Here is a 21,509-nt window from a genome sequence, read left to right as displayed (position 1 = left end):
ACCGAGACAACGACAATGAGTATTCTCCAATTCAAATACTGTCCCCACTGCGGCGAGAAGACTTACCACCGGTATAAGAATATCCTCCGTTGCCGCTTTACTCCCGAGACCTGTTGGGAGTGCGTGAACTGTCAGAACCGTAAGCGCAACAAGCGCTGGAATGACGATTATTCTGCTCCCATGCCCATGGGCGACTAGCTTGAATCTCTTCTGAATTACGTCAGCCGATGGAATCGGCTCCGGTACTCCTTGGGTGTGAGGCCCGTCTTCTCCTTGAACAATCGGCGGAAGGATGATGAGTCCGCATATCCAGTGAGGCCGGTGATCTCTTCGATGTTCTTGGTGGAGACTTCCAAAAGATGCCTGGCGGATTCGATCCGAAGTTGCTGTAGATAGCTGAGCGGTGTCTGACCCGTTGCCCGCTTGAAGCGGCGCAGAAAGGTGCGCGTGCCGAGTTCTGCGATCTCGGCCATCTCGTCGATGGTGAGCGGTTCGTGGTAGTGCGCCTGCAACCATTTCTGAACGGCGTGTACCGAGGCGTCGGAGTGATCCTGCTCCTGTTGTTCAAACATGAAGTAGGGCGTCTGTACGTGTCGTGTGCCGTCCATGACCAGCAGCTTGGCCGTGGTGGAGGCGACTTCCGGCGATATGAACCGGGCCACCAGATGCAGGGCGAGGTCCTGCCATGCCATGGCGCCGCCTGCGCAGACGTAGCTGCCGCCGTCGATGAGCATCATCCGGGGCTGGAGGTCCACCTCTGGATATCGCTCGCGGAACAGGGGCACCAGCTTCCAGTGGGTGGTGGCGGTCCGGTTGTCCAGTAGTCCTGTTTCGGCCAGCAGAAACGATCCCGCACAACTGGTGGCGATGATAGCCCCGGCTTCGTGGCGCGCCTTGAGCCAGTCGATGAGGCGGCGGTTGTCGAGGGCCTTATCCAGCTCTGCGAAGATGGGCGGAAGGATAACGATATCCGGGATAGCGTCTTCCAGCGTGGACTGTACGGGGATGGGGATACCCGAGAAGTTGATGGTGTCGCCCTTCTTAAGTCCTATTATGTCCATGGGGTCGAACACAGGAGTACCGTCCGTTGCCATGGAGTTGGCAATGGCGAAGATTTCCAGTGGACCGATAACACCGGTCAGCAGGCAGTTGGGCAGGGCGAGTACTCCGACGGATTGCATAGGATTAATGTCGTTATTCGCACGTCTTTTGTCAATAGCGACACTGTTGCCATGTGAGGTGTGGGGCTAGGGTGAAGCCAAGACAACGAGAAAATCCTTGGAGGACACCATGACCAATTCCCATATCGAGATTCAGGCCATTCGCCATGCCACCATGCTTGTGACCATCGGCGGCAGGCGTTTGCTTGTGGACCCCGTCTTTTCAGACAAGGGGGCCAACAAGCCCCACCCTCTGACCAGAAACAATACGACGTACTGGCCTTTGACGGAACTGCCTGTTCCTGTGGATGCCTTGCTCAACGTGGACGCCGTTTTGTTGACCCACACCCACTCCGATCATTTTGATGGCAAGGCGCAGGAATTGTTGCCCCGGCACCTCCCGGTGCTCTGTCAGCCAACAGATGCGGAGATGCTGCACGAACTGGGCTTTGACACGGTCCTTCCGGTAGAAGAGGCGACTGAGTGGGGCGGCCTCACCCTGCATCGCTTTGAAGGCAGCCATGGCAAGGGCGAGGGCAAGGCGGCCATGGGGCACAGCTCCGGCTATGTCATCACTGACGAAGCTGGCGAATCCCTGCTCATTAGCGGCGACGTTATTTATGATGAACTGCTGCAGGCTGCTCTGGATCGTCACCGTCCCCAATATGGGGTGCTCTACGGCGGTGAAGCCCGGCTCGTCATCAGCGATCCCATCACGATGGGAGTAGACGACATTGTGACCACCGCCGGTCGCCTTCCGGACTCCCGGTTCGCGGTCGTCCACATGGAGGCCCTCAATCACTGCGCACTGACGCGAGCCGAACTCCGCAGTGAGTTGGAGGCGCAAGGACTGGCCGACCGGGTGGTGGTCCCGGATGATGGTGAAAGTATTACGCTGTAAACACTGAAAGGGCCGCTCAAATGAGCGGCCCTTTTTCGTTGAGTGCTCATTCTTGGTTTAGGAAATGGTGATGGTAGCATTCTAAGGCTTTGGAGAGGTGTCCGCGCGAGAACAAAAATAATACCATAGAATGTTCCTATGGCCTAAGAGGGTATACAGGTAGGAATAGTCTGTTCTGGAATCCAATGGAGGTGCAGATGAAAAAAGTGATAGGCCTGTGTGCTGCATTCGTTCTGGCGCTATTGTTCGTAGGGGGCTGTACGTCGAGCGAACCTGTTGTGGATGTGGCAAAAATTACGTCGCAACCTAAGGAATTTGTCGGATCAGAAACGTGTAAAACCTGTCATCTTGAACACTACGACTCTTGGAAAGTTACCAACCACAGTCGCATGGCTCAGAATGTGACTAAAAATCGTGACGCATTTATCGTCTCCATCAATCAAGAGACCATTCTGGCCGATTTCAAGAAACTGGAAGAGAAGGGCAAGCTCAAGGTTCCCCTGGATCAGGTCTACATCCCCAAGAAGGATGATATCCTGTACACGCTGGGTAACGAGTGGAAGCAGCGCTACATCGTCGAAAAGGGCGGAGTGCTCTATATTTCACCCATCCAGTTCAATACGGAGTCTGGCCGTTGGGTAAACTACCACGAGCACGATTGGAACAAGCGGCCCTGGCTGCTCAAGTGCGGTGGCTGTCACACCACTGGCGTCAAGCTGAACAAGGATGATCCGAGTAAGGGAACGTTCTCCGAGCCGGGCGTAGGATGTGAAGCATGTCACGGTGCGGGGTCATGGCATGTTGCCCTGCCCAAGACCGCGTTGTTTGAAAAGCGTGAAACCATCATCAATCCGGCCAAGCTGCCCCGTGGTACTTCTGTCCAGATTTGTGGCTCCTGTCACAACCGCGGCAAGTCCACCATGCAGAAGGGCGCAGGCTGGCCCGTGGGTTGGACCCCCGGTAAGGCGCTTGAGCCATACTACGTGTCCACTTCTTATGCGGCGGGTGACAAGAACCATGTCTACCCCAATGAGTTCGCCAAGAAGCACCATCAGCAGTATATCGATTGGGTCAAGTCCGAGCATAGACGTGAAGGCGTGACCTGTACGTCGTGTCACTCCGTGCATCAGCTTGGAATGCCGGCATCGAGATTCATGACCAAGGAAACCGGCTCCAAGTCTTGTCTGACTTGTCACGAGCAGGTGAATACGAACATGGCTCACTCCATTCACTCGTTTGCCAACTGTGTGGGTTGTCATATGCCTCGTATCGCCCAGTCTGCCGAATCCGCGGATATTCACAGCCACGTCTTCAAGACGCTGCTGCCGTCCGAAACCATCAAGAATCCGAAGGTCCCCAACTCCTGTCAGACCTGTCATAAGCACAAGGATGCAGACCTGGTCGAGTTGCAGAAGCAGTTTGAGGTATTGGCATCCATGCCCGCACCCAAGGGGAAGGTGGTGGAGCCTGTGAACGCCTACAAGTAGGAGGCGGTCATGCAACGTACAATCATAACCATGGCTCTGCTCATCGCGGGGGCCTTCCTTGCGCTGCCCTGTGCGGCTCAGGAGGAGCTTGCCGGGGCCGACCGCTATCGCATGCGAGAGGCGAGCACGGGCTACTATCAGGAATATGAGGTCATGCCCAGCAGGGGCAGTCCCTTTGTGCAGTGGAGCGGAGCCAAGCAACCGGCGATAACCGGGGGGCGAGGTTCTGTCGCCACCTTTGCGGTGGATGCGCATGCAATGGTGCCCAACTATAAGCATCAGCGATGCGTCAGTTGCCATAAGGAGACTGCGCGTAACAATCGGCATACCACGCGAATGAACATCGCATGTCGTCAGTGTCACGGCCAGGATCCCATCGCGGGTATCAACCATTACTTCTCGCCGTTGAATCCCATTCGAAGGCACGCCATGGTTTGCGCCAAGTGTCATCAGGGAGCCAGCGGGTCGTTCGCCATGTATGTGGTGCATGAGCCGCCACCGTTGATGGCGGGAACGGCAAAGAGCTTCCCGGTTCTCTACTGGGCAGTCTGGATAATGGTGGTCATCGCCGTGGGTACGTTTGCGCTCTTCCTGCCCCATACCGGGCTCTGGATGCTGCGTGAGCTGTTCTCGAGCAAAGAGAAGGGAGGTGACGCATGAGACTGAAACGATTCACACCGGTTCAGAAGGCGTTCCACATACTGTTGATGCTTTCCTTCCTTGTGCAGGCTGTCACTGGCACAGCGAGGATGTACATTGAAACCTCCTGGGGCCGAGCTCTGGCTTCGCCCTTTGGCGGCTATGAAGGAAGCTTGACGGTGCACAAATATGTGGGGCTGTTCATGCTCCTGCTCTTCCTCTGTCACATGGTTTACGCGTTGTTCATCGTGTTTGCCGAGAAAGTCGGCGGCGAGGATGCGCTGTGGTTCCGGTTCAATGATCTGAAGCAGTTCTTCGCTCACCTCGGCTGGATGTTCGGGGGCAAGGCTCCTCGATTCGAGCGCTGGGGATATTGGGAGAAGTTCGACTATTGGGCCGTGTTCTGGGGCATGATCGTACTGGGTGTCACAGGTTTGATGCTCTACGATCCCCTTTCCACCACTGCGTACTTCAAGGGATGGTCGCTGAACGTGGCCCTTTGGGTGCATCGCATCGAGGCCTGTCTGGCCATGCTCCATGTGTTTGTCATCCACTTCGCCATAGCCCACTTGCGGCGACACAACTTCCCCATGGACCGGGCGATGTTTGCGGGCGACACCGACCTTGAAGCTGCTTCGGAAGAACGGCCGGCATGGATGGCACGCCTCCGCTCCGAAGGAGGTTTGGAGGAAAGGACCGTGTCAGACGTTCCAGTCATAGGACTGCTGATATCCTATGTCATCGGTCTGAGCGTGGTCGTCTTCGGCATCTATCTGGTAGTGGGAGGGTTGATGAACGCCAACCTTGTCAGCTGGTAACCTGAAACGAATAAGGCCCCGGACGAACATCCGGGGCCTTTTTTGCGTCTATGCTCCGAGCCACTTTATCCACAGCTTGCGGCTGCGCGGCCCGTCGAACTCACAGAAATAGATTTTTTGCCAGGTGCCGAGCTGGAGGGTGCCGTCTTCCACTATGACCAGTTGTTCGCACCCGAACATGGATGACTTGATGTGGGCGTCCGAGTTGCCCTCGGCGTGGTGATAGTCGCCGTTGCGGGGGACCAGCTTGTTCAGATTGACCGTGATGTCACGGACCACGTCGGGGTCGGCCCCTTCATTGATGGTCACTGCTCCGGTGGTGTGCGGGCAGTAGAGCAGGAGTGCGCCGTCGGTCCAGCCGTTGGCGTGGATCATGCTGTTGAGCATGCGGGTGATGTCCATCATCTCTTCGCGGGCATGGGTGCGGATGCTCAGGGTTTCCATAAACTCTCCCTCGTCTGTGGCTTGAAGTGTTTGGGGCGGTATAATTCCGGTGCCGAAAACTGTTGTCGTCGGCAGATAGCAGGTGCTGCAGTCAGCGAATGGCTATGCACTCGGCGTCTTGATCATGCGATGGACGAGGACGCCAAGGGCGAGGATCAAAATGGCCCCGACTACGTAGATGGTATAGTCGGAGTTGTTCGTCTTGTCTTTCATGACGAACCAGCGTTCCTGAATGGTCTTTCGCTCTTGTGTGCTGATTTTGGAGAAGCCTTCATCCACGATGGCCAGGAGTTCGGTGTCGGCCTTGCGGACGCCTGCGTGAATCTCTTCCACGGCAATGGTGGAGAGGACTTCGTAGTCCACCGGGAATTCGCGCTGGATGTTATTGAAGTGGAAGGTGGGTACGTCCATGACCACGCCCTCTACCTGTCTGTCGGCAAGAGCGTTCACCACCTGTTGCGGCGTGTCGTATTCCTGAATCTTCACATAGGGGTGCTCGGCCATCAGAATCTTGCCGGGATAGCCGCCAGCCACCAGCCCGATGATGCCGTTGTCCAGCAGGGAGTCGGTGTCGTAGTCTTCGCCCGCGCGAGCCATGATGGCCGTGGAGATGGTGAACAGGGGCTGGGAAAAGCCGAACTGCTCCTTGCGCTTTTCGGTGATCATCAGGCCGCCGTGAACATCGCAGCGCCCATCCAGCACAATGGATATGGTCTGTCGCCACGCTGCAATGTCGAAATGGATCGGGATGCCGGTGACTTCGGACCACTTGTTCCACAGGTCCACGACCATGCCTTCGGGTTTGCCGTCCCTGCCCATGAAGTAGAACGGGTGGGCCTGGCTGACATGCACTACCGTGATGCCGTTGCGCTGGTATTTGCGCATTGCTTCAGACGTGGCAAAGCCCTCTGTTGCAAAGGCGAACAGAAGAAAGAAAAGAATGATATGTAGAGCTGTAAATCGACGCATACGTTTCTCCACGAAGGCAATTGACCAATACCGTAGTATTACCTGCGTGGCAATGCAGGTATAAGGTGGGTCAATTGCTCCCGGTCAGGAGTATTTCTATTTTCGATATCCGTGCGCAAATCCCTTGTCATAAAGAAGGGATTTGGCTTCTCCTGCGTCTTCGAGCCCCTGTCCGGGCAGGACAAGGAATACGGTCTGGCGGGTGAATCCGTTCTCGCGGGCGGTGCGTGCGAGGTTCTCCAGTGTGGTCTCCACCACTTTTTCTTCGGGCCAGCCTACGCGGTAGGCCATGACGATGAGGGTGGACGGGATCAGGCCGCCCGCTTCCAGCTCCCGCTGAATGCCTTCAGGATCGCCTGCCGAGAGATAGATGCACATGGCCGAGCCGTGGGCCGCCAGTTTGCGCAGGTCTTCGTTCTCGGGCACGGGAGTGCGTCCGGCCAGCCGGGTGAAAATCAAAGTCTGGGTGACTTCAGGAACGGTGTAGGAGCGACATGCCGAAGCCGCTGCCGCAAACGCGGCCGTAACGCCAGGCACAACCGAATACTCCACGCCGTCACGGTCCAGCAGTTCGATCTGCTCGCGGATGGCGCCGTACAGGGAAGAGTCGCCGGTATGAACGCGAGCGACCATGCCGCCGTCGCGGATGGTCTCCATCATGAGCGCGTGGGTTTCTTCAAGGTTGAGCGGCGCGGAGTCCGCGACCTTGGCCCCTTCCTTGGCACATTCCACGATAGCTTTGGGTACGAGTGACCCGGCGTAGAGGACGAGGTCTGCCTCGCTGATGAGGCGTTGCCCCTTGACGGTCACCAGTTCGGGATCACCCGGGCCGGCTCCGATGAAATAAACTTTGTTCTCGGTCATGCGGCGGTCAGGATACACAGGGCTTCCCTCAAAGCCAAGTTGTGTGATGATTATAACGCTACCAGTATTGTTTACTATTTGTAGGCTGTGTTACTGTCGAAACAGTCAGGTTTACTCAGAGCAACGTCGAAACCAAGGAGCACCTATGCTGCCCGCGCCATATGATAAAATTTACGAGGACTTGCTGGAATTCATCCCCAAGGAGAGGGTGTATACCGATTCGCTGCGTACCATGGCGTATGGCACGGATGCCAGCTTCTATCGACTGATCCCCAAAATCGTCATCGACTCGCAGGAAGAGTCCGAGGTGGTCAACATCCTCAAGCTGGTGAACCTGTATCAGGTGCCGGTGACCTTCCGCGCGGCAGGCACCTCTCTTTCCGGGCAGGCCATCAGCGACTCCATTCTGGTCCGCCTTGGTGAAGGGTGGCGTAATTACGAGATCCTCGACAAGGCCAAGAAGATTGCGCTGGAGCCGGGCATCATCGGCAGTCACGCCAACCGTATCCTCGCGCCCCACGGGAAGAAGATCGGGCCTGACCCGGCCAGTATCGACACCTGTAAGATCGGCGGTATCGTGGCCAACAACGCCTCCGGCATGTGCTGCGGCGTGGCCGAGAACTCCTACAAGACGCTGGACTCCATGCGTATGGTCATGGCTGATGGAACCGTGCTCGACACTTCGGATGCGGAGAGCCGCAAGTCCTTTGAGAAGACCCACGGTCATGTGCTCAAGGGGCTGACCAAGCTGCGCAAGCGGATCATGGACGACAAGGATCTGTCCGCTCTGATCAAGCGCAAGTTCAAGATCAAGAACACCACCGGCTACAGCCTCAACGCGCTGGTGGACTTTGAAGATCCTTTCGAAATACTCCAGCACCTGCTGGTTGGTTCCGAAGGCACCTTGGCCTTTATCTCCAACGTCATTTACCGGACGGTTGTCGAACATCCGCACAAGGCGTCCGCCCTGATGCTGTTCCCGGATATCAAGTCCGGTTGCGAGGCGGCCATCATCTGCCGTGCCCAGCGGGTTTCAGCGGCAGAGATCATGGACCGCGCAGCTCTGGCCGCCGTGCAGGACAAGCCAGGCGTGCCCGATGGACTGGCCGATCTCGGACCGGATGCCTGTGCGCTGCTGGTCGAGGTCCGTGGCCGCACTTCCAAGATTCTGGACGAGAAGATCGCCAAGGTGCTCGACGCGGTGAAGGACATTCCGTACGCCAAGCCGCACGAGTTCACGGCGGTTCCCGCTGAATTCAACTCCCTCTGGAACGTCCGTCGTGGTCTGTTCCCGGCAGTCGGTGCTGTGCGTGATTCCGGTACCACCGTCATCATCGAGGACGTGGCCTTCCCCATCAAGCAACTGGCCAAGGCGACTCTTGAATTGCAGGAGCTGTTCAAGAAGCACGGCTATGATCAAGCCATCATTTTCGGCCATGCGCTGGAAGGCAATCTGCACTTCGTCTTTGCGCAGGACTTCAACACGCAGGAAGAGATCGACCGCTACGCTGCCTTCATGGATGACGTCACCGAGATGGTGGCCGTCACCTACAAGGGTTCCCTCAAGGCCGAGCACGGCACGGGGCGCAACATGGCCCACTTCGTGGAACTCGAGTGGGGTAAGGAAGCGTACAAGCTCATGGAAGACATCAAGGCGCTCCTCGATCCCGACGGACTGCTCAATCCCGGTGTCATCCTCAACGAAGACCCGCAGGCGCACCTCAAGGATCTCAAGCCGCTGCCCGTGGCCCACGAGCTCATCGACAAGTGTATCGAATGTGGATTCTGTGAGCCGACCTGCCCGTCACGCGAACTGACCCTGACGCCGCGTCAACGTATCGTGGCCTACCGTGAAATATCCCGCGTGGAAGCCGAGGGTACCGACTTCCCGGCCGCGCTCGAGTTCTTCAAGAAGACCTACGACTATGCTGGCGAGGCCACCTGTGCCGCAGACGGTCTGTGTGCCCTTCGTTGTCCGGTGGGCATCAACACCGGCAAGTTCATCAAGGTCTACCGCACCTGGGCGCGCGGCACCTGGGAGAAGATGATGGCTTCGGTCGTCGCCAACAACTTCCAGAAGACTGTGGCGGTCATCGAAACCGATCTCAAGCTCGCCGGGGCCGCCCATGACTTCCTTGGCGACAAGAAGATGACCTCCATGACCAAGGCCATGCACAAGTATTCAGGCAAGCGTATCCCGCAGTGGAACACCTCCATGCCGCGCAAGCCCTCTGAACCCAAGATTCACTCCACGCCGACCAGCATCAACAAGGTCGTCTACTTCCCCAGTTGCGTCTCGCGCCACATGGGGCCGGAGAAGCAGGACCCGGACACCACGGCCCTGCGGGATCGGACTCTCAGCCTGCTCATCAAGGCGGGCTATCAGGCGATCTTCCCGGACAACATGAACGAGCTGTGCTGCGGTCAGCCCTTTGAGAGCAAGGGGTTCGTGGCGCAGGCGGACAAGAAGCTCGCCGAGCTGGAAGCCGCCCTGCGCGATGCCAGCGAGAACGGAGCATACCCCATCCTGTGCGACACCAGCCCGTGTCTGTACCGGATGCAGGAACACATCAAGGGCCTCACCCTCATGGAGCCCGTCCAGTTCGTGCTCGAACATCTCGAACATCGTCTCGACTTCGAGCCCGTGGACCGCAAGGTGGCCCTGCATGTCACCTGCTCTTCCCGCAAGATGGGACTGGCTGATTCCATGACCGCCCTCGCACGCCGCTGCGCCCGCGAAGTGGTGGTCCCCGAGGATGTCTTCTGCTGCGGCTTTGCCGGAGATCGCGGGTTCAATTACCCCGAACTCAATGAGGTGTCCCTCAAGGAACTGCCCGCACAGGTCGCCGACTGTGAGTCCGGCTACTCCACCTCCCGTACCTGTGAGATCGGGCTCTCGCTACACGGCAAGATTCCGTACAAGAACATCCTCTTCCTCATTGATGAGGCCGCCAAGTCCAAGGCATAGTCCTTGGTAAACAGAAACCACAGGGGAGTCCGCTTTCTTCGGCGGGCTCCCCTTTCTGCGTGGTTGCGGGTTTCCGGTTTCTCCTATATCTGATGTGCACGGTCGGCAGTTCACCGAGGCGTCGCCACCCCGTTTGGGGAGCTAAACCTGTCACAACCATCTCCGTTCGACACTTATCCTCGTGCCGAGTCGGAAGGGCGACCACCGGCACCTCTCTTTTGCGGTAGGCATGATAGAAAGGATAAGCCATGTCACGTACACCACTCTCTCTTCACGTTGACGACGTATCGGCACTGGCCCGCAGTTTGCGGCGTCAGATGGACGACCTTGACCGTACGCCCAGTCACGTGGAGATGCTTAATCTGCTGGCCAAGGCCGGTGGGTTCAAGAACTTCCAGCACCTCAAGGCCCAGCAGGAACCCGTTGCGGCCCCGGCAGTCGACGCCGTGCCCGAGATCGACCTCAAGCGGATCAAGAAGGCCGCCGGGTACTTCGATGTGCAGGGACGCCTGATCACCTGGCCCAAGAAGCGCAGCCTGCGTGTGTTGTGCCTCTGGGTGCTCTGGTCCAGAATCCCTGCCCGGACCACGTTGTCCGAGTTGGAACTGGACGAGCAGTTGTCTCTCGACCATCTGTTCTGCGATCATCCCTTGCTGCGCCGCTGGCTCGTTGATCTGGGGCTGGTCTCCAGAACGCCTGACGGTCGTGAGTACAAGCGCATCGAAGCCCAGCCTCCGGCTGAGGCGTTGGAGGTTTTCAAGCGTCTGTAGCGTTTGAATGGTAGGTAACGACACAAAGGCCGCACCGGACATCACCTCAGATGTCCGGTGCGGCCTTCCTTGGTTGTGGGGTGCAAACTCGTCTTAGCGTCACTGCATAGTCAGGTTGTCTGTATCTTCAGCGTTAGCCGTTGTTCGATATGTAATTTGAGTGTGTTACGGTCCGTACACTTTGGTATGGTTCTTGATATTTCGACAAGCCTATTTTTTATGAGCCGATACGAAATTTTAAGCCAATAACCAAAGATTATAATGAAAAACAAACGTAGTATTTTTGATAGTGCCAACTCATTTCGACTAAAAATCATCTCCACAATTCTATTGGGTGTCCTCGCCACCGTCGGCTGCATCACTGCCGGTTACTGGTCCATAACCAGTCTGGATGCGTCGTTCTCCAGCGCATGGAATCAGCAGATGGCGGCCAAGGTCGCCACCTTGGAGATCAACAGGGACCTGAACTATATCAGCCGATTAACCAGAAACATCATGCTCGGCAGCAACATCGACAAGGACCTCAAAAAGCTGCACGCACGGATCGCATCCATTACAACGGCATTTGAAGAGCTCGAAGTCGCGCTGAAAGATCTGCCTCAATATGATGTGTACAAGGCGCGAACAGCAGCCCTTGCATTTGCCAACGACGGGCTTGCCTTTGCCGAGAAGATGCAGTCCATGCCCAAGGAGGAGCGGTACACGCTCTACGGTGCCTACGGGAAAAGTGCGACGCCGTTGGCGAACCAGTCGCGCAAGTATTTCGGCGGCCTCGTCAAGATGCTCGATGAGGATTTTGACAAGGCGACTGAGCAGATAAAGACCAGCTCCACCACCAGCAAGCAGACGATCCTCGTGGGCGGTGCCCTTGGCCTCCTGTTCGTCCTTGTCGTGGGCTACCTGCTGACCCGAAAGGAGTTTGCCGCCCTTGATGCATGTACTGGCGGTGCTCACGCATTAGGGCAGGGAGATACGACGCAGCGTATTGAGCGAAAGGACGCTGGTTCTTTCCAGATATTGGCTACGGCGCTCAACACCACGGCAGGCAACATCGCCTCGGTAGTCTCCGAGACCAATGATGCGGTGGCGCACATGTCACAGATGAGCGCCGAGGTGGCGAGTTCTTCCGAGACCCTGGCCAACGGCGCCACCGAGCAGTCCGCCACCATCGGCGGGATCGTTTCCAATATCGAGCACGTTGATCAGAGTGTCGCCGACAACGCAGAGAAGGTGAAGGTCACCGAGAAGAATGCCTTTGAAGCCACCGAAGACGCCAAGCGTACCGGGGAAGCCGTTGAGCAGACCGTTGAGGCGATGAAGAGCATTGCCGAGCGCATTCTCATCATTGAAGACATCGCCCGCCAGACCAATCTGCTGGCTCTCAACGCCGCCATCGAGGCCGCCCGGGCAGGCGATCACGGCAAGGGGTTTGCCGTCGTTGCTGCCGAGGTCCGCAAGCTGGCGGAACGCAGCGGCGAAGCTGCCGGAGAGATCAGTGAGCTTTCCTCTACCACCATGCACATGGCCGAAAACGCCGGAAGTCTTATTCAGGAACTGCTGCCACGCATCAGCACTACCTCCGAGTTGATGCAGGAGGTTTCCTCCGTGGCAAACGAACAGGCAGGTTGGTTGGAGGATGTATTGGCGAGCATTCGCGAGATGGAGACCGTTATCCAGACCAATGCATCGGCATCGGAAGAGCTTGCCGCCACAGCGAGCGGGCTTTCTTCTCAATCCGCCAAGATGAAACAGACCATGGCGTTTTTCCGGACTGCGCCGAGCAACGAGAAGCTGGTGAGAGTCGTCCGCAATGATTCTCAACAGGCCCTCGATGCGGGAATGGCAGACGGTTACTGCCGATATTAGCAGGGCCGTCAGCATCGAGGGCTGCCAGCGCTCCGGCGTTTGGTGAGCACAAAAAAGGCCGGACTTTCATCGAAAGTCCGGCCTGATTGTTTTGAAATGGTTCGGCTACAGCACTTTGCCCAGATATGCCGGGTTCTCTCGCAGGCCATTCACCGCAATAAGGGCGCAGGCTTCGGCGTCCGAGGCGGCGTTATGGTGATTCAGCGAGATACCGAGGTGGTCGCAGACCGAAGGCAGCTTGTTGGACGCGAGGGACCATGTATTGCGGGAGAGCTGGACCGTGCACAGGAATGGCTGGGCCGGGGCGTCATATCCGCAATCGCGGCAGCAGGTCTGGAGTACGGACCGATCAAAGGCAGAGTTGTGGGCCACGAGGAAATCGGCACCCTCAAAGAGGTGTTCGATATCGGGCCAGATCTCGCCAAAGCAGGGTTCGTCGCAGACGTCTTCCCAGTGGATGCCGTGGACGCGAACACAGAACGGATTGAATTTCTTGCGGGGCGGACGAATGAGGCGGTAATCGCGCTCGACGATCTCGCCTTTGTCCACCACGACAATGCCGATGGCGCAGGCAGAATCCCGTTTGGAGTCAGCGGTTTCGAAATCAATGGCAACGAAGCGGGTGTTTTCGATGGAGTGTGACATGTCTTTCCTTATGATTCTTGGTGCCTGTCGGATATACATCATTCACTATCGCGAAGCAAACTGTCTGCTTGATGAACGATAGGGTGCCTCCGGCGGCGCTGCCGCGGGCCTCCTCGCCGGAGGGGCGTCTATCTCTGCTGTCTTTATCCGTAACCCTCGAAGACTCGGGAACGGCTAAAGCAAGAATCTCCTAAACCTTTTATCGTTCGCTTCGCTCGAGGGCGGGCGAACTTGAATAAGAACACCTTTGCGCCAATAGGCGCAGATGGGATTCTTAAGGCCCTCGGCCTTAAGCCGGGTGCGCTGTCAGCTCTTAGCGAGTCTTCGAGCTTTAGAGATGACGATAGCAGAGATAGGGCAGGCAGCCCTGCTAGTCCATTCTTCATCCGCCGAAGGCGGCTTTACCCTGATTTATTTCTTCCCTTTGTCTGGCCCATACGTCCGTACAAACCACTGGACCTGTCGGCAAACGCCCATGAGCAGATTGAACTCGTTGCGTTTGAGATTGATCTTGGAGAAGAAACGGCGCACTGGAAGCATCCAGTAATCCGGGTTGTCGTCCTTGAGAAAATCGATGGCCAGCAGCGACTCCTGCAGATTGGAGAAGAGCGCTTCCTGCTCCTGAATGGTGGTGCTGCGCTCCTGCGGCGGACCGTCAGGGGTGAAGGGCGCGTCGAGGGACTTCTTGAAGATCTCGTAGAGCACGACGACCACGGCTTGGGCGAGGTTGAGGGAGGTGCCCTCTCGGCTGGTGGGGATGGTCATGAGACCGGAACAGAGAGAGGTTTCCTCGTTGGTAAGCCCCTTGTCCTCGGGACCGAAGACAATGGCGATCTTGCCGCCGTCGCGCAGACGTTCGTCCACGACTCCGGCGAGGGTGGAGGGCGACATGATGCCTTTGCGCCAACCGCCGGTGCGGGCGGTGGTGCCGTAGACTGAGGTGAACCCTTCGAGGGCTTCGGGCAGGGTCTCGACGATGCGGGCGCCTTCGAGAATGTGCTTGGCGTGGGCCGTTGCCAGTGGGCGGGCCTTATCGAGATCGAGATTATACGGGTCCACGAGAATCAGGTTGTTGACTCCCATGTTCAGGCAGGCGCGGGCGGCACTGCCCACGTTTTCAGGGAATTTGGGCCGGAACAGGACCACGGCGAGATCGTCGAGCATTGTTTTTCCTCCAGATGAAAAAAGGGCGTCCGATTTGATGCGGACGCCCGGCATTTATCCATATGGCGCGCGGATGTCAAAAGTTGTGTCACGGGGCACGGGGAGAGTCTTTCCGGGGGGGCTCGGCGAGGTACTGGTCATAACGACCACTTTCCTTGAGTTTTTTGAGCCCTTTGTTGAACCGGGCGACGATCTCTTTACCATTGGGAGTTTTTTTGGAGATGAGGAGATACAATTCGCCCTCCAGAAAAATTTTGGGGTGAAAGGTCAGGATGGCACCAACCTCGGGCGGAAGTTTGTTCTTGAGAAGATATTGGGCGGCCTTGTAGTCGCAGGGAAACACATCGATACGTTTTTCAGCCAGCTTTTGCAGATTGAGTTCGTCGGTGGGAGCTGCCTCGTAGGAGCCGCCGTTGCGAAGAGCCGCTTCCTGAAGGTAGGGCTCATGGCTGTAGCCCAAGGTGCCGCCCAGACGCAGGTGTCCCAGATCATCAAGTGTCTCCCAATCGATATGGACATCCTTGCGATGGAAAAAGACCGAATTGATCCACAGGATGGGGTCGCTGTACAGGAAATCCTTTGCCCATTCCTCGGACCACCGCCAGGCGACCGCGCCGTCATAGTCGCCAGCTCTGGCCGCGTGCAGGGAGCGTTTCCACGGCATGAACGCATATTCGACGTCAATGCCGACATCGGCGAAGGCTTCCGTGACGATGCGGGAGCCTGGGCCGTCGTGTTCAAAATTGGGTGAGAAGTAGGGCGGCCATTCTCCGTTGGTCAGCACCAATTGTTCCGCCTGAGCGGTGAAGGTGGGGAGAGTCAGAGCGCACAGCAGTGCGAGCATGGCAAAGCGTATCAGCATGGTTGTGAAATCCTGTCATTTCCATACCACACTGGTGGCGACAATGGAATCGCCATTGATACTTGTCAGAGAGATAATAACGCCGCTTGGCTTATTGCGGCATGTACTCACCACGGAGGGATTCAAAGTGGTATTCGTCGTATTTGCCGCTGTCCCGTAAGATCTGCAGCCCTTCGTTGAATCGCTTGATGATGTCCGGACCGTTGTGAATCCGCTTGGAGATGAGAAGATAGGCAGTGGCCTCAAGTAGCAGTCTGGGGTGGTAGTTGATGGTGTCGGCTGAACCGGGGGGGAGCTTGTGACGCATGAGGTAGAGGCCCACTTCCTTGGCGCAGGGAAAGACGTCGATGCGACCCGCAGCGAGCTTTTGGAAATTGATCTCGTCGGTGGGGGCTATTTCCAGCTTGCCGCCATGCCTGTTAACGGCTTTCCTCAATTCATCCTCATAAAGGTAGCCGAGGGTGGCCCCTACGCGCAGGTGACCGAAGTCATCCGGTGTCCACCAGTCAAAGGAGCTGCCGCGTGTGTGAAATATGACCGTTTGTGGCGCAAAGACCGGGTCACTGTAGTAGAAGTGCTTTTCCCCTTCACGCGTCTTGTTCCAGGTGAAGGTTCCCATGGCGGGGCCGGAACGGGCGGATTCATATCCTCGTTTCCAGGGCATCCACATGTACCGAACATCCATGCCGCCGATGGCAAAGGCCTGCGTACAGATACGTGTTGCATAGCCGCCATGCTTGAACTCCTTGGAGGTGTATGGAGGCCACTCCCCATTGGTCACGACAATCTCTTCCGCTTGCGCAGAGGGGCACAGCAGAAAGACTGCAAAGAGGAGGGTGTATATAGTGTATCTTGTTAGCATAGCTGGTATCATTACGGAAAATCCTATCACGCTAATGAGGATTTTGGGAAGTCATTCACTATGCCGAAGAAAGATATCTAAGGCTGCTTGTCCCAGTCGGGCAGGTAGTCTCCGCGTAGCGATTCCGTCTCAAAGGTGTCGTAGCGTCCGCTCTCTCTGAGTTTGCGAAGGCCCTTGTTGAATCGCTCCATCATTTCGTGTGCTCCCTTGTTCTTCTTGGAGAAGAGCAGGTAGAGCGGGCTGTCGAGGAGCGGCTTGGGGTGGTGCTGCACCAGATCGGCCGTGCCGGGGGTGAACTTGGTTCGGAGCAGGTAATATCCTACGGCCTTGCCGCAGGGGAAAATATCGATCCGGCCTGCTGCCAGTTTTTGCAGGTTCATTTCATCGGTGGGGGCCAACTCCAGCTTGCCGCCGCCACGTTCCACCGCCTTGCGGAGATCATCCACATAGGCGTAGCCGAGGGTGCCGCCTATGGTCATCCCGCCGATGTCGTCCAGCGTCTTCCAATCGAATCGGCTGCCTTCCTTATGAAAGAAGACCACCTGTGCCGTGAAGAGGGGATCGCTGTACAGAAAGTACTTCTCTCGCTCCGGCGATTTCCGCCACCCTGTTGCGCCGGTGTACTGACCGATGCGTGCTGATTCCAGACCTCGCTTCCATGGCAGAAAATCGTATCGGACGGTGACGCCTTCCAGCGTAAAGGCTTCGGTAACGATGCGTGAGCCGAAGCCGCCGTGCTTGAAATCCGCAGAGAAGTATGGCGGCCATTCGCCATTGGACAGCACTACCGTCTCCTGTGCCGCAGCATGCGGAGCGAGAAGCAGTGATATCAGTATGGCCATGAGCCAGAGAGGGGTGTTGAGTATGGCCGCAATTGTTCTATTCATAGATTGAAGCATATCAGAAAGGTGACATCTGAGAAATGGTAAATGAAATCTGAGGAAGTTATTTTTCAATTACTGCTGATTCATGAACCGGACGTTAATTGCAGTTATTCCGAATAATAGTCTTGATAATCAAACTTTCCTTAGCATTTCGACGATGAAACTGGCCGATTCATTGCTTCTATTCCATTTGGTAAGTGAAATTACGTTGATGTCATGTTTCATTGATTCACTGACCAGTCAGTCAAAAAACGCAATGATATTAAAATTCTAATAAAATCAGTGGTGGAGAACCGTTATTTTGGAGAAATGGATTGAAAAAATTGTCTAGCTATGCCACAACGAGCTACCATTCGGAAAATTTCGATTGGGTGGGTTTTTGCCTCGCGTCAACGGGGTAGAAAAAGTTTGCGGTCCATATCAACCTTTTTATCCAGAGGTCCCTTAGGAGGAAACATGAAACGGATTTTCATCCTGGTCTTGGCCCTTGCCGTGGTATTCGGCATGTCTTTCAGCGCGCACGCCAAGAAACGCTACGTCTTCGGCGGTGGCCCCGCCGGTGGCACCTTCCAGACCGTTGCTAACGGCATTCAGGTCTTCCCCCCTGTCAAAAACAATCCCGACTTCTCCGTCAAGGCCCAGTCCTCCGGCGGTTCCGTTGAAAATCTTCGTACCACCAACTCCGGCAAAGTGGCTTTCTCCACTGTCTACGCCGGTGAAGTTTTCCTCGGCCGTAACGGCAAGATGAAGAACGACACCAACAAATACACCAACGTTCTCGTAGTCGGCTACCTCTACGGCGCACCTGCTCAGCTGGTCGTCCGTCAGGGCTCCGGCATCACATCCGCCAAGGATCTGGCCGGCAAGAAAGTCGGCGTTGGTAACGCCGGTTCCGGCGCATTCGCCAACTGCGAACGTTTCTTCACCCACCTGGGTATCTGGGACAAGATCGAACGTAACGCCATGGGTTACAACGACGCTGCCCAGGCTTTCGGTAACGAGCAGCTCGACGCTTTCTGGCTGCTGACCGCTTTCCCGTCCGGCGCCGTCATCATGGCCGCCCAGACCAACGACATCGCTCTTATCGACCTCGGTAAGGACGCTGCCGATACCGGCTACTTTGAAGCCTACCCCTACTTCGGCAAGCTGACCATTCCTGCAGGCACCTACCGTGGCGTCGACGTGGACACCCCGTCCTTCTTCGATTCCGCCCTGCTGGTGGCCAACGCCAAAGTCAATCCCAAGCACGTTTACGAACTCATGTCCGCAGTATGGTCCGACGAAGGCCTGGCCCACATGGTCCAGCAGAAGAAGACCTTCAAGGCCATGTCTGTTGCTGACGGTCTCAAGGGTGTGAACCCCAAGGCCACTCCGCTGCATCCCGGCGCCATCAAGTTCTGGAAGGATAAGGGCGTTCTCAAGTAGGGCGAACTTTCCATACAGCAAAACAAATCGGGCGGACCGTCTGGTCCGCCCGTTTATACCGGTCCGGTGGATTCTGGAATTTGCTTGACCGGTCAGTCAAATGTGCATCCCAGACTCGCTTCGCGTGAGAGGTTGTCCTGTTTCAGATTCGGGTCACCTACCGGCGGCGGTGCCGGTCACAGCGAAGGGGCGGTTTTTTAGCACTGCCTGATCAAGGGCAGACATGAGTTCGCAATGTACGACAAATTAAACAGATTTGAGCAATTTCTCTTCGATTTTCTGTCGGTGGGCATGGTCCTGTTTTATTCCTGGTCCGCCATTTTCGAACCGGCAGCTACTCAGTATCACCGTGGTATATACGTCATCATCACGTATATCCTGGTCTTCCTGATCTACAAGGCAAAAGAGCGTTCCATGAACGCCCTTGATCCCCTCTTTCTTTTTATCATGCTCATCCCTGCTGCGGTCATCATCAGCAGCGTGGAGAGCGTGCAGGCGATGGTCCCCTCGCTTGCAGAGCCCATCCAGATCGCCTGCGGCGGCTGGTTCGCCAAGATTCTCTATTTCTTCCGTCTGGGCGAGGGCGTGTATGAACTGACTCCCGACATGACCAACCTGACCTTCCCGGCATATGACGCCGCAACGGTCAAGAACATGGCCGAGAATTGGGTCGTGGGTTGGTTCGTGTTGAGAATCTCCCCCCTGTCTCTCTACATTCTGGCTGCGATGACCGCTGCCGGATGCTGCGCTCAGTACTTCATGCGTAATTGGGCAGGTCGTATCTACGATATGATCTTCATGGTCTACTCCCTCGTCACCGTGGGATACTGGATCAGCAACTTCGAGGCCATCAACTACCGTACCGGTATCGAGACCGAGCTGGACAAATGGATGGCCATGGCCGGTGTGCTTATCGGTATCGAGCTGGCCCGACGCGTTGTCGGTAACGTCTTCGTCATCATCGGCTGCGGCATGCTCCTCTTTGGTCTGCATGGCGAGCACATGCCGGAGCTCGTGGCCCACGCAGGCGCCAGCTTCCCTGATCTGTGTACGTCCATCTTCTATCGTTCTGACGGCGTGTTCGGCATCATGGCAAACGTCCTCGCCACCTACATCATCCTGTTCGTGCTCTTTGGCGCGTTTCTGGAACGGTGCGGTGCGCAGAAGTTCTTCATTGACTTCCCGCTGGCAGCAGTGGGGCACAAGGTCGGTGGCCCTGCCAAGGTGTCGGTCATCGCGTCCGGTCTGTTCGGATCCATCTCCGGTTCCGCCATCGCCAATACGGTGTCTACCGGCGCCTTCACCATTCCCATGATGAAGAAAGCGGGCTTCAAGCCCCACGTGGCTGGCGGCATCGAGCCCGCTGCATCCATCGGCGGCATGTTCATGCCTCCGATCATGGGCGCGGGTGGCTTCATCATGGCTGAGATGACCGGTCTGCCGTATTCCCACATCATGCTCGTGGCCATTTTTCCGGCCCTCATGTACTTCTTCTCCGTCTTCGTCATGGTTCATTACGAAGCCAAGAAGAACAACGTCGTGGGTGAGCGATACAAGTATTCAGCCAAGGAAATCTTCCGCAAGGAGTGGCTCTACACGCTGCCCCTCGTCGGTATCACCATCTTCATGCTGGCCGGTTACTCCCCGGGTTATTCCGCCATCGTGGGGCTGGCCATCTGCATCGGCCTCTCCTTCAAGGATGAGGGCAACTACATTGATCCGACCCTGCTCTGCGTCATGACCTTCATGGTGCTCTGTCCCTGGATCATCAAGGTCATCGGGCTCGTGGGAGGCAAGGAAGCTGTCGATGCGGTCAAGCCGTTCATGTCCGGACGCATTCTGCTGCTCTACGGTCTCATCGCCGCCGCAGCCCTGTTCGCTTACCGTCGTCAGACAGTGACGGGCATGAAGTCCGAGCTCGGTCAGTTCGTTCAGGCCGCTCGTGAGGGCACCATCAACTCCCTCAAGATCGGCGCCACCGTGGGTGTCATCGGTATCATTATCGGTGTTTTGACCTACTCCGGTCTGGTCCTGACCTTTGCCGACATCGTCATCGAGCTGGCTGGCGGTTCCCTCGTGGCCACCATCCTGCTCATCGCGTTGGCATCGCTGGTGCTCGGCATGGGCGTACCGGTCACCGCCGCTTACCTTATCACCGCGGTTGTGGCCGTTCCGGCTCTGACCCACTTGGGTGTAAACGAGGTCGCCGCGCACATGATCGTCTACTGGCTGTCGCAGGATTCCAACATCACGCCGCCGGTCTGCATCGCCGCCTTCGCAGGGGCGACCATTGCCAAGGCAAACATGTGGAAGACCGCGTTCACGTCGTTCAAGTTCGCCAAGTTCCTGTATCTTGCGCCGTTCATGTTCGCGTACATCCCGGCCTTCTCGCTGGATGCGGCCCCCATGCAGATCGCCATGTGGTTCGGTATCATTGTCGTCTGCGTCTACTCCTACTCCTGGTTCCTCAGCGGGATATGGATTTCGCCTATCAGGAAGATGTTTGGTAGTGCCATGGCGTAGAGTATTAACAATAAGAATAGATAAGCCCCCGGATGCTGATGCTTCCGGGGGCTTTTTTTTGAGATGCAGGAGAGGATGCCGCTGCGCGGCGATTGTTAGGTGACTTGATTCGCCCCGTCCTGGGGCTCACCCCGCCGGAGGCGAAATCACCAGACAATATGGAGGCCGAAGGCCGACCTCATATCCCTCTTCCCCAACACTGCAAGGCCGTTATAAACCCGTCTCGTCTCGTTGCCATAAGGGGCCTGCTATGCAATT

The 21,509-nt window shown here is 56.7% G+C and carries 19 protein-coding genes; 10 read left to right on the top strand and 9 right to left on the bottom strand.

What is annotated here, in order from left to right; genetic code table 11:
• Positions 1–15 precede the first annotated feature (15 nt).
• Positions 16–198, top strand: coding sequence for a hypothetical protein (locus HFN16_RS03850; protein ID WP_168889444.1), 183 nt, complete (start codon positions 16–18; stop codon positions 196–198).
• A gap of 17 nt (positions 199–215) precedes the next feature.
• On the opposite strand, the gene HFN16_RS03845 is transcribed toward HFN16_RS03850, so the two are convergent.
• Positions 216–1,181 carry a GlxA family transcriptional regulator gene (locus tag HFN16_RS03845; protein ID WP_168889443.1) on the bottom strand — a complete coding sequence of 322 codons (966 nt, stop codon included), beginning with the start codon at positions 1,179–1,181 and terminating at the stop codon, positions 216–218.
• A 109-nt stretch (positions 1,182–1,290) separates the two neighbouring features.
• On the opposite strand from HFN16_RS03845, the gene HFN16_RS03840 reads away from it, so the two are divergent.
• The 4 genes from HFN16_RS03840 (at position 1,291) to HFN16_RS03825 (ending at position 5,005) form a co-directional block, all read left to right on the top strand.
• The gene (locus HFN16_RS03840) at positions 1,291–2,061 is read left to right on the top strand and encodes an MBL fold metallo-hydrolase (RefSeq protein ID WP_168889442.1); all 771 of its coding nucleotides are present in this window, start codon (positions 1,291–1,293) and stop codon (positions 2,059–2,061) included.
• Positions 2,062–2,258: 197 nt separating this feature from the next.
• Positions 2,259–3,548: a multiheme c-type cytochrome gene (locus HFN16_RS03835; protein WP_247648431.1), complete on the top strand. Its 1,290-nt coding sequence runs from the start codon at positions 2,259–2,261 to the stop codon at positions 3,546–3,548.
• A 9-nt stretch (positions 3,549–3,557) separates the two neighbouring features.
• A complete protein-coding gene (locus tag HFN16_RS03830) occupies positions 3,558–4,208 on the top strand; it encodes a cytochrome c3 family protein (RefSeq protein ID WP_168889440.1) in 651 nt (216 codons plus the stop codon).
• A complete protein-coding gene (locus HFN16_RS03825; RefSeq protein WP_168889439.1) occupies positions 4,205–5,005 on the top strand; it encodes a cytochrome b/b6 domain-containing protein in 801 nt (266 codons plus the stop codon). Before HFN16_RS03830 ends, HFN16_RS03825 begins: the two co-directional genes overlap by 4 nt.
• A gap of 48 nt (positions 5,006–5,053) precedes the next feature.
• On the opposite strand, the gene HFN16_RS03820 is transcribed toward HFN16_RS03825, so the two are convergent.
• The 3 genes from HFN16_RS03820 to cobM all read right to left on the bottom strand — a co-directional run bounded on the left by HFN16_RS03820 (position 5,054) and on the right by cobM (position 7,282).
• Positions 5,054–5,449, bottom strand: a complete 396-nt coding sequence (locus tag HFN16_RS03820) for a secondary thiamine-phosphate synthase enzyme YjbQ (RefSeq protein ID WP_168889438.1) — start codon at positions 5,447–5,449, stop codon at positions 5,054–5,056.
• 102 nt (positions 5,450–5,551) lie between these two features.
• The gene (locus HFN16_RS03815) at positions 5,552–6,418 is read right to left on the bottom strand and encodes a transporter substrate-binding domain-containing protein (RefSeq protein WP_168889437.1); all 867 of its coding nucleotides are present in this window, start codon (positions 6,416–6,418) and stop codon (positions 5,552–5,554) included.
• Positions 6,419–6,514: 96 nt separating this feature from the next.
• Positions 6,515–7,282 (bottom strand): precorrin-4 C(11)-methyltransferase, encoded by a 768-nt coding sequence (gene cobM / locus HFN16_RS03810; RefSeq protein ID WP_168889436.1) that lies wholly within the window; start codon positions 7,280–7,282, stop codon positions 6,515–6,517.
• A 145-nt stretch (positions 7,283–7,427) separates the two neighbouring features.
• Here cobM and HFN16_RS03805 point away from each other — a divergent pair, with 145 nt between their 5' ends.
• The 3 genes from HFN16_RS03805 to HFN16_RS03795 all read left to right on the top strand — a co-directional run bounded on the left by HFN16_RS03805 (position 7,428) and on the right by HFN16_RS03795 (position 12,886).
• Complete coding sequence (locus HFN16_RS03805) at positions 7,428–10,250, top strand: FAD-binding and (Fe-S)-binding domain-containing protein (RefSeq protein ID WP_168889435.1); 2,823 nt, start codon at positions 7,428–7,430, stop codon at positions 10,248–10,250.
• A 248-nt stretch (positions 10,251–10,498) separates the two neighbouring features.
• Complete coding sequence (locus tag HFN16_RS03800) at positions 10,499–11,020, top strand: DUF2087 domain-containing protein (protein WP_168889434.1); 522 nt, start codon at positions 10,499–10,501, stop codon at positions 11,018–11,020.
• Positions 11,021–11,281: 261 nt separating this feature from the next.
• Positions 11,282–12,886, top strand: coding sequence for a methyl-accepting chemotaxis protein (locus tag HFN16_RS03795; RefSeq protein ID WP_168889433.1), 1,605 nt, complete (start codon positions 11,282–11,284; stop codon positions 12,884–12,886).
• 105 nt (positions 12,887–12,991) lie between these two features.
• Here HFN16_RS03795 and HFN16_RS03790 read toward each other — a convergent pair whose 3' ends face one another.
• From HFN16_RS03790 to HFN16_RS03770, 5 genes are all read right to left on the bottom strand, one after another.
• Complete coding sequence (locus HFN16_RS03790; protein WP_168889432.1) at positions 12,992–13,531, bottom strand: 3'-5' exonuclease; 540 nt, start codon at positions 13,529–13,531, stop codon at positions 12,992–12,994.
• Positions 13,532–13,942: 411 nt separating this feature from the next.
• Complete coding sequence (locus tag HFN16_RS03785) at positions 13,943–14,695, bottom strand: RNA methyltransferase (RefSeq protein ID WP_168889431.1); 753 nt, start codon at positions 14,693–14,695, stop codon at positions 13,943–13,945.
• Between the two features lie 88 nt (positions 14,696–14,783).
• Positions 14,784–15,557, bottom strand: coding sequence for an ABC transporter substrate-binding protein (locus tag HFN16_RS03780; RefSeq protein WP_168889430.1), 774 nt, complete (start codon positions 15,555–15,557; stop codon positions 14,784–14,786).
• Between the two features lie 91 nt (positions 15,558–15,648).
• Entirely contained in the window at positions 15,649–16,419 is a 771-nt protein-coding gene (locus HFN16_RS03775) for a transporter substrate-binding domain-containing protein (RefSeq protein ID WP_168889429.1), read from the bottom strand.
• Positions 16,420–16,496: 77 nt separating this feature from the next.
• On the bottom strand, positions 16,497–17,306 hold the full coding sequence (locus HFN16_RS03770; protein ID WP_168889428.1) for a transporter substrate-binding domain-containing protein: 810 nt from the start codon (positions 17,304–17,306) through the stop codon (positions 16,497–16,499).
• A 453-nt stretch (positions 17,307–17,759) separates the two neighbouring features.
• Between HFN16_RS03770 and HFN16_RS03765 the strand changes: the two genes are divergently transcribed.
• Together HFN16_RS03765 and HFN16_RS03760 are read left to right on the top strand one after the other, a co-directional pair.
• A complete protein-coding gene (locus HFN16_RS03765; RefSeq protein WP_168889427.1) occupies positions 17,760–18,728 on the top strand; it encodes a TAXI family TRAP transporter solute-binding subunit in 969 nt (322 codons plus the stop codon).
• Between the two features lie 234 nt (positions 18,729–18,962).
• Positions 18,963–21,251, top strand: a complete 2,289-nt coding sequence (locus HFN16_RS03760; protein ID WP_247648430.1) for a TRAP transporter fused permease subunit — start codon at positions 18,963–18,965, stop codon at positions 21,249–21,251.
• Positions 21,252–21,509 lie beyond the last annotated feature (258 nt).

Origin of the sequence: Pseudodesulfovibrio sp. zrk46 (assembly GCF_012516435.1) — a bacterium.
GTDB lineage: Bacteria > Desulfobacterota > Desulfovibrionia > Desulfovibrionales > Desulfovibrionaceae > Pseudodesulfovibrio.
This window is presented reverse-complemented; position numbering and strand designations above follow the sequence as displayed.

What these genes read in the sequence shown, in the direction of transcription:
- HFN16_RS03840 (WP_168889442.1), top strand. Translation starts at nt 1,291, where the DNA reads ATGACCAATTCCCATATCGAGATTCAGGCCATTCGCCATGCCACCATG.
- HFN16_RS03830 (WP_168889440.1), top strand. Translation starts at nt 3,558, where the DNA reads ATGCAACGTACAATCATAACCATGGCTCTGCTCATCGCGGGGGCCTTC.
- HFN16_RS03775 (WP_168889429.1), bottom strand. Translation starts at nt 16,419, where the DNA reads ATGCTAACAAGATACACTATATACACCCTCCTCTTTGCAGTCTTTCTG.
- HFN16_RS03845 (WP_168889443.1), bottom strand. Translation starts at nt 1,181, where the DNA reads ATGCAATCCGTCGGAGTACTCGCCCTGCCCAACTGCCTGCTGACCGGT.
- cobM (WP_168889436.1), bottom strand. Translation starts at nt 7,282, where the DNA reads ATGACCGAGAACAAAGTTTATTTCATCGGAGCCGGCCCGGGTGATCCC.
- HFN16_RS03795 (WP_168889433.1), top strand. Translation starts at nt 11,282, where the DNA reads ATGAAAAACAAACGTAGTATTTTTGATAGTGCCAACTCATTTCGACTA.
- HFN16_RS03820 (WP_168889438.1), bottom strand. Translation starts at nt 5,449, where the DNA reads ATGGAAACCCTGAGCATCCGCACCCATGCCCGCGAAGAGATGATGGAC.
- HFN16_RS03800 (WP_168889434.1), top strand. Translation starts at nt 10,499, where the DNA reads ATGTCACGTACACCACTCTCTCTTCACGTTGACGACGTATCGGCACTG.
- HFN16_RS03760 (WP_247648430.1), top strand. Translation starts at nt 18,963, where the DNA reads ATGTACGACAAATTAAACAGATTTGAGCAATTTCTCTTCGATTTTCTG.
- HFN16_RS03785 (WP_168889431.1), bottom strand. Translation starts at nt 14,695, where the DNA reads ATGCTCGACGATCTCGCCGTGGTCCTGTTCCGGCCCAAATTCCCTGAA.
- HFN16_RS03835 (WP_247648431.1), top strand. Translation starts at nt 2,259, where the DNA reads ATGAAAAAAGTGATAGGCCTGTGTGCTGCATTCGTTCTGGCGCTATTG.
- HFN16_RS03825 (WP_168889439.1), top strand. Translation starts at nt 4,205, where the DNA reads ATGAGACTGAAACGATTCACACCGGTTCAGAAGGCGTTCCACATACTG.
- HFN16_RS03790 (WP_168889432.1), bottom strand. Translation starts at nt 13,531, where the DNA reads ATGTCACACTCCATCGAAAACACCCGCTTCGTTGCCATTGATTTCGAA.
- HFN16_RS03815 (WP_168889437.1), bottom strand. Translation starts at nt 6,418, where the DNA reads ATGCGTCGATTTACAGCTCTACATATCATTCTTTTCTTTCTTCTGTTC.
- HFN16_RS03770 (WP_168889428.1), bottom strand. Translation starts at nt 17,306, where the DNA reads ATGAATAGAACAATTGCGGCCATACTCAACACCCCTCTCTGGCTCATG.
- HFN16_RS03805 (WP_168889435.1), top strand. Translation starts at nt 7,428, where the DNA reads ATGCTGCCCGCGCCATATGATAAAATTTACGAGGACTTGCTGGAATTC.
- HFN16_RS03780 (WP_168889430.1), bottom strand. Translation starts at nt 15,557, where the DNA reads ATGCTGATACGCTTTGCCATGCTCGCACTGCTGTGCGCTCTGACTCTC.
- HFN16_RS03765 (WP_168889427.1), top strand. Translation starts at nt 17,760, where the DNA reads ATGAAACGGATTTTCATCCTGGTCTTGGCCCTTGCCGTGGTATTCGGC.
- HFN16_RS03850 (WP_168889444.1), top strand. Translation starts at nt 16, where the DNA reads ATGAGTATTCTCCAATTCAAATACTGTCCCCACTGCGGCGAGAAGACT.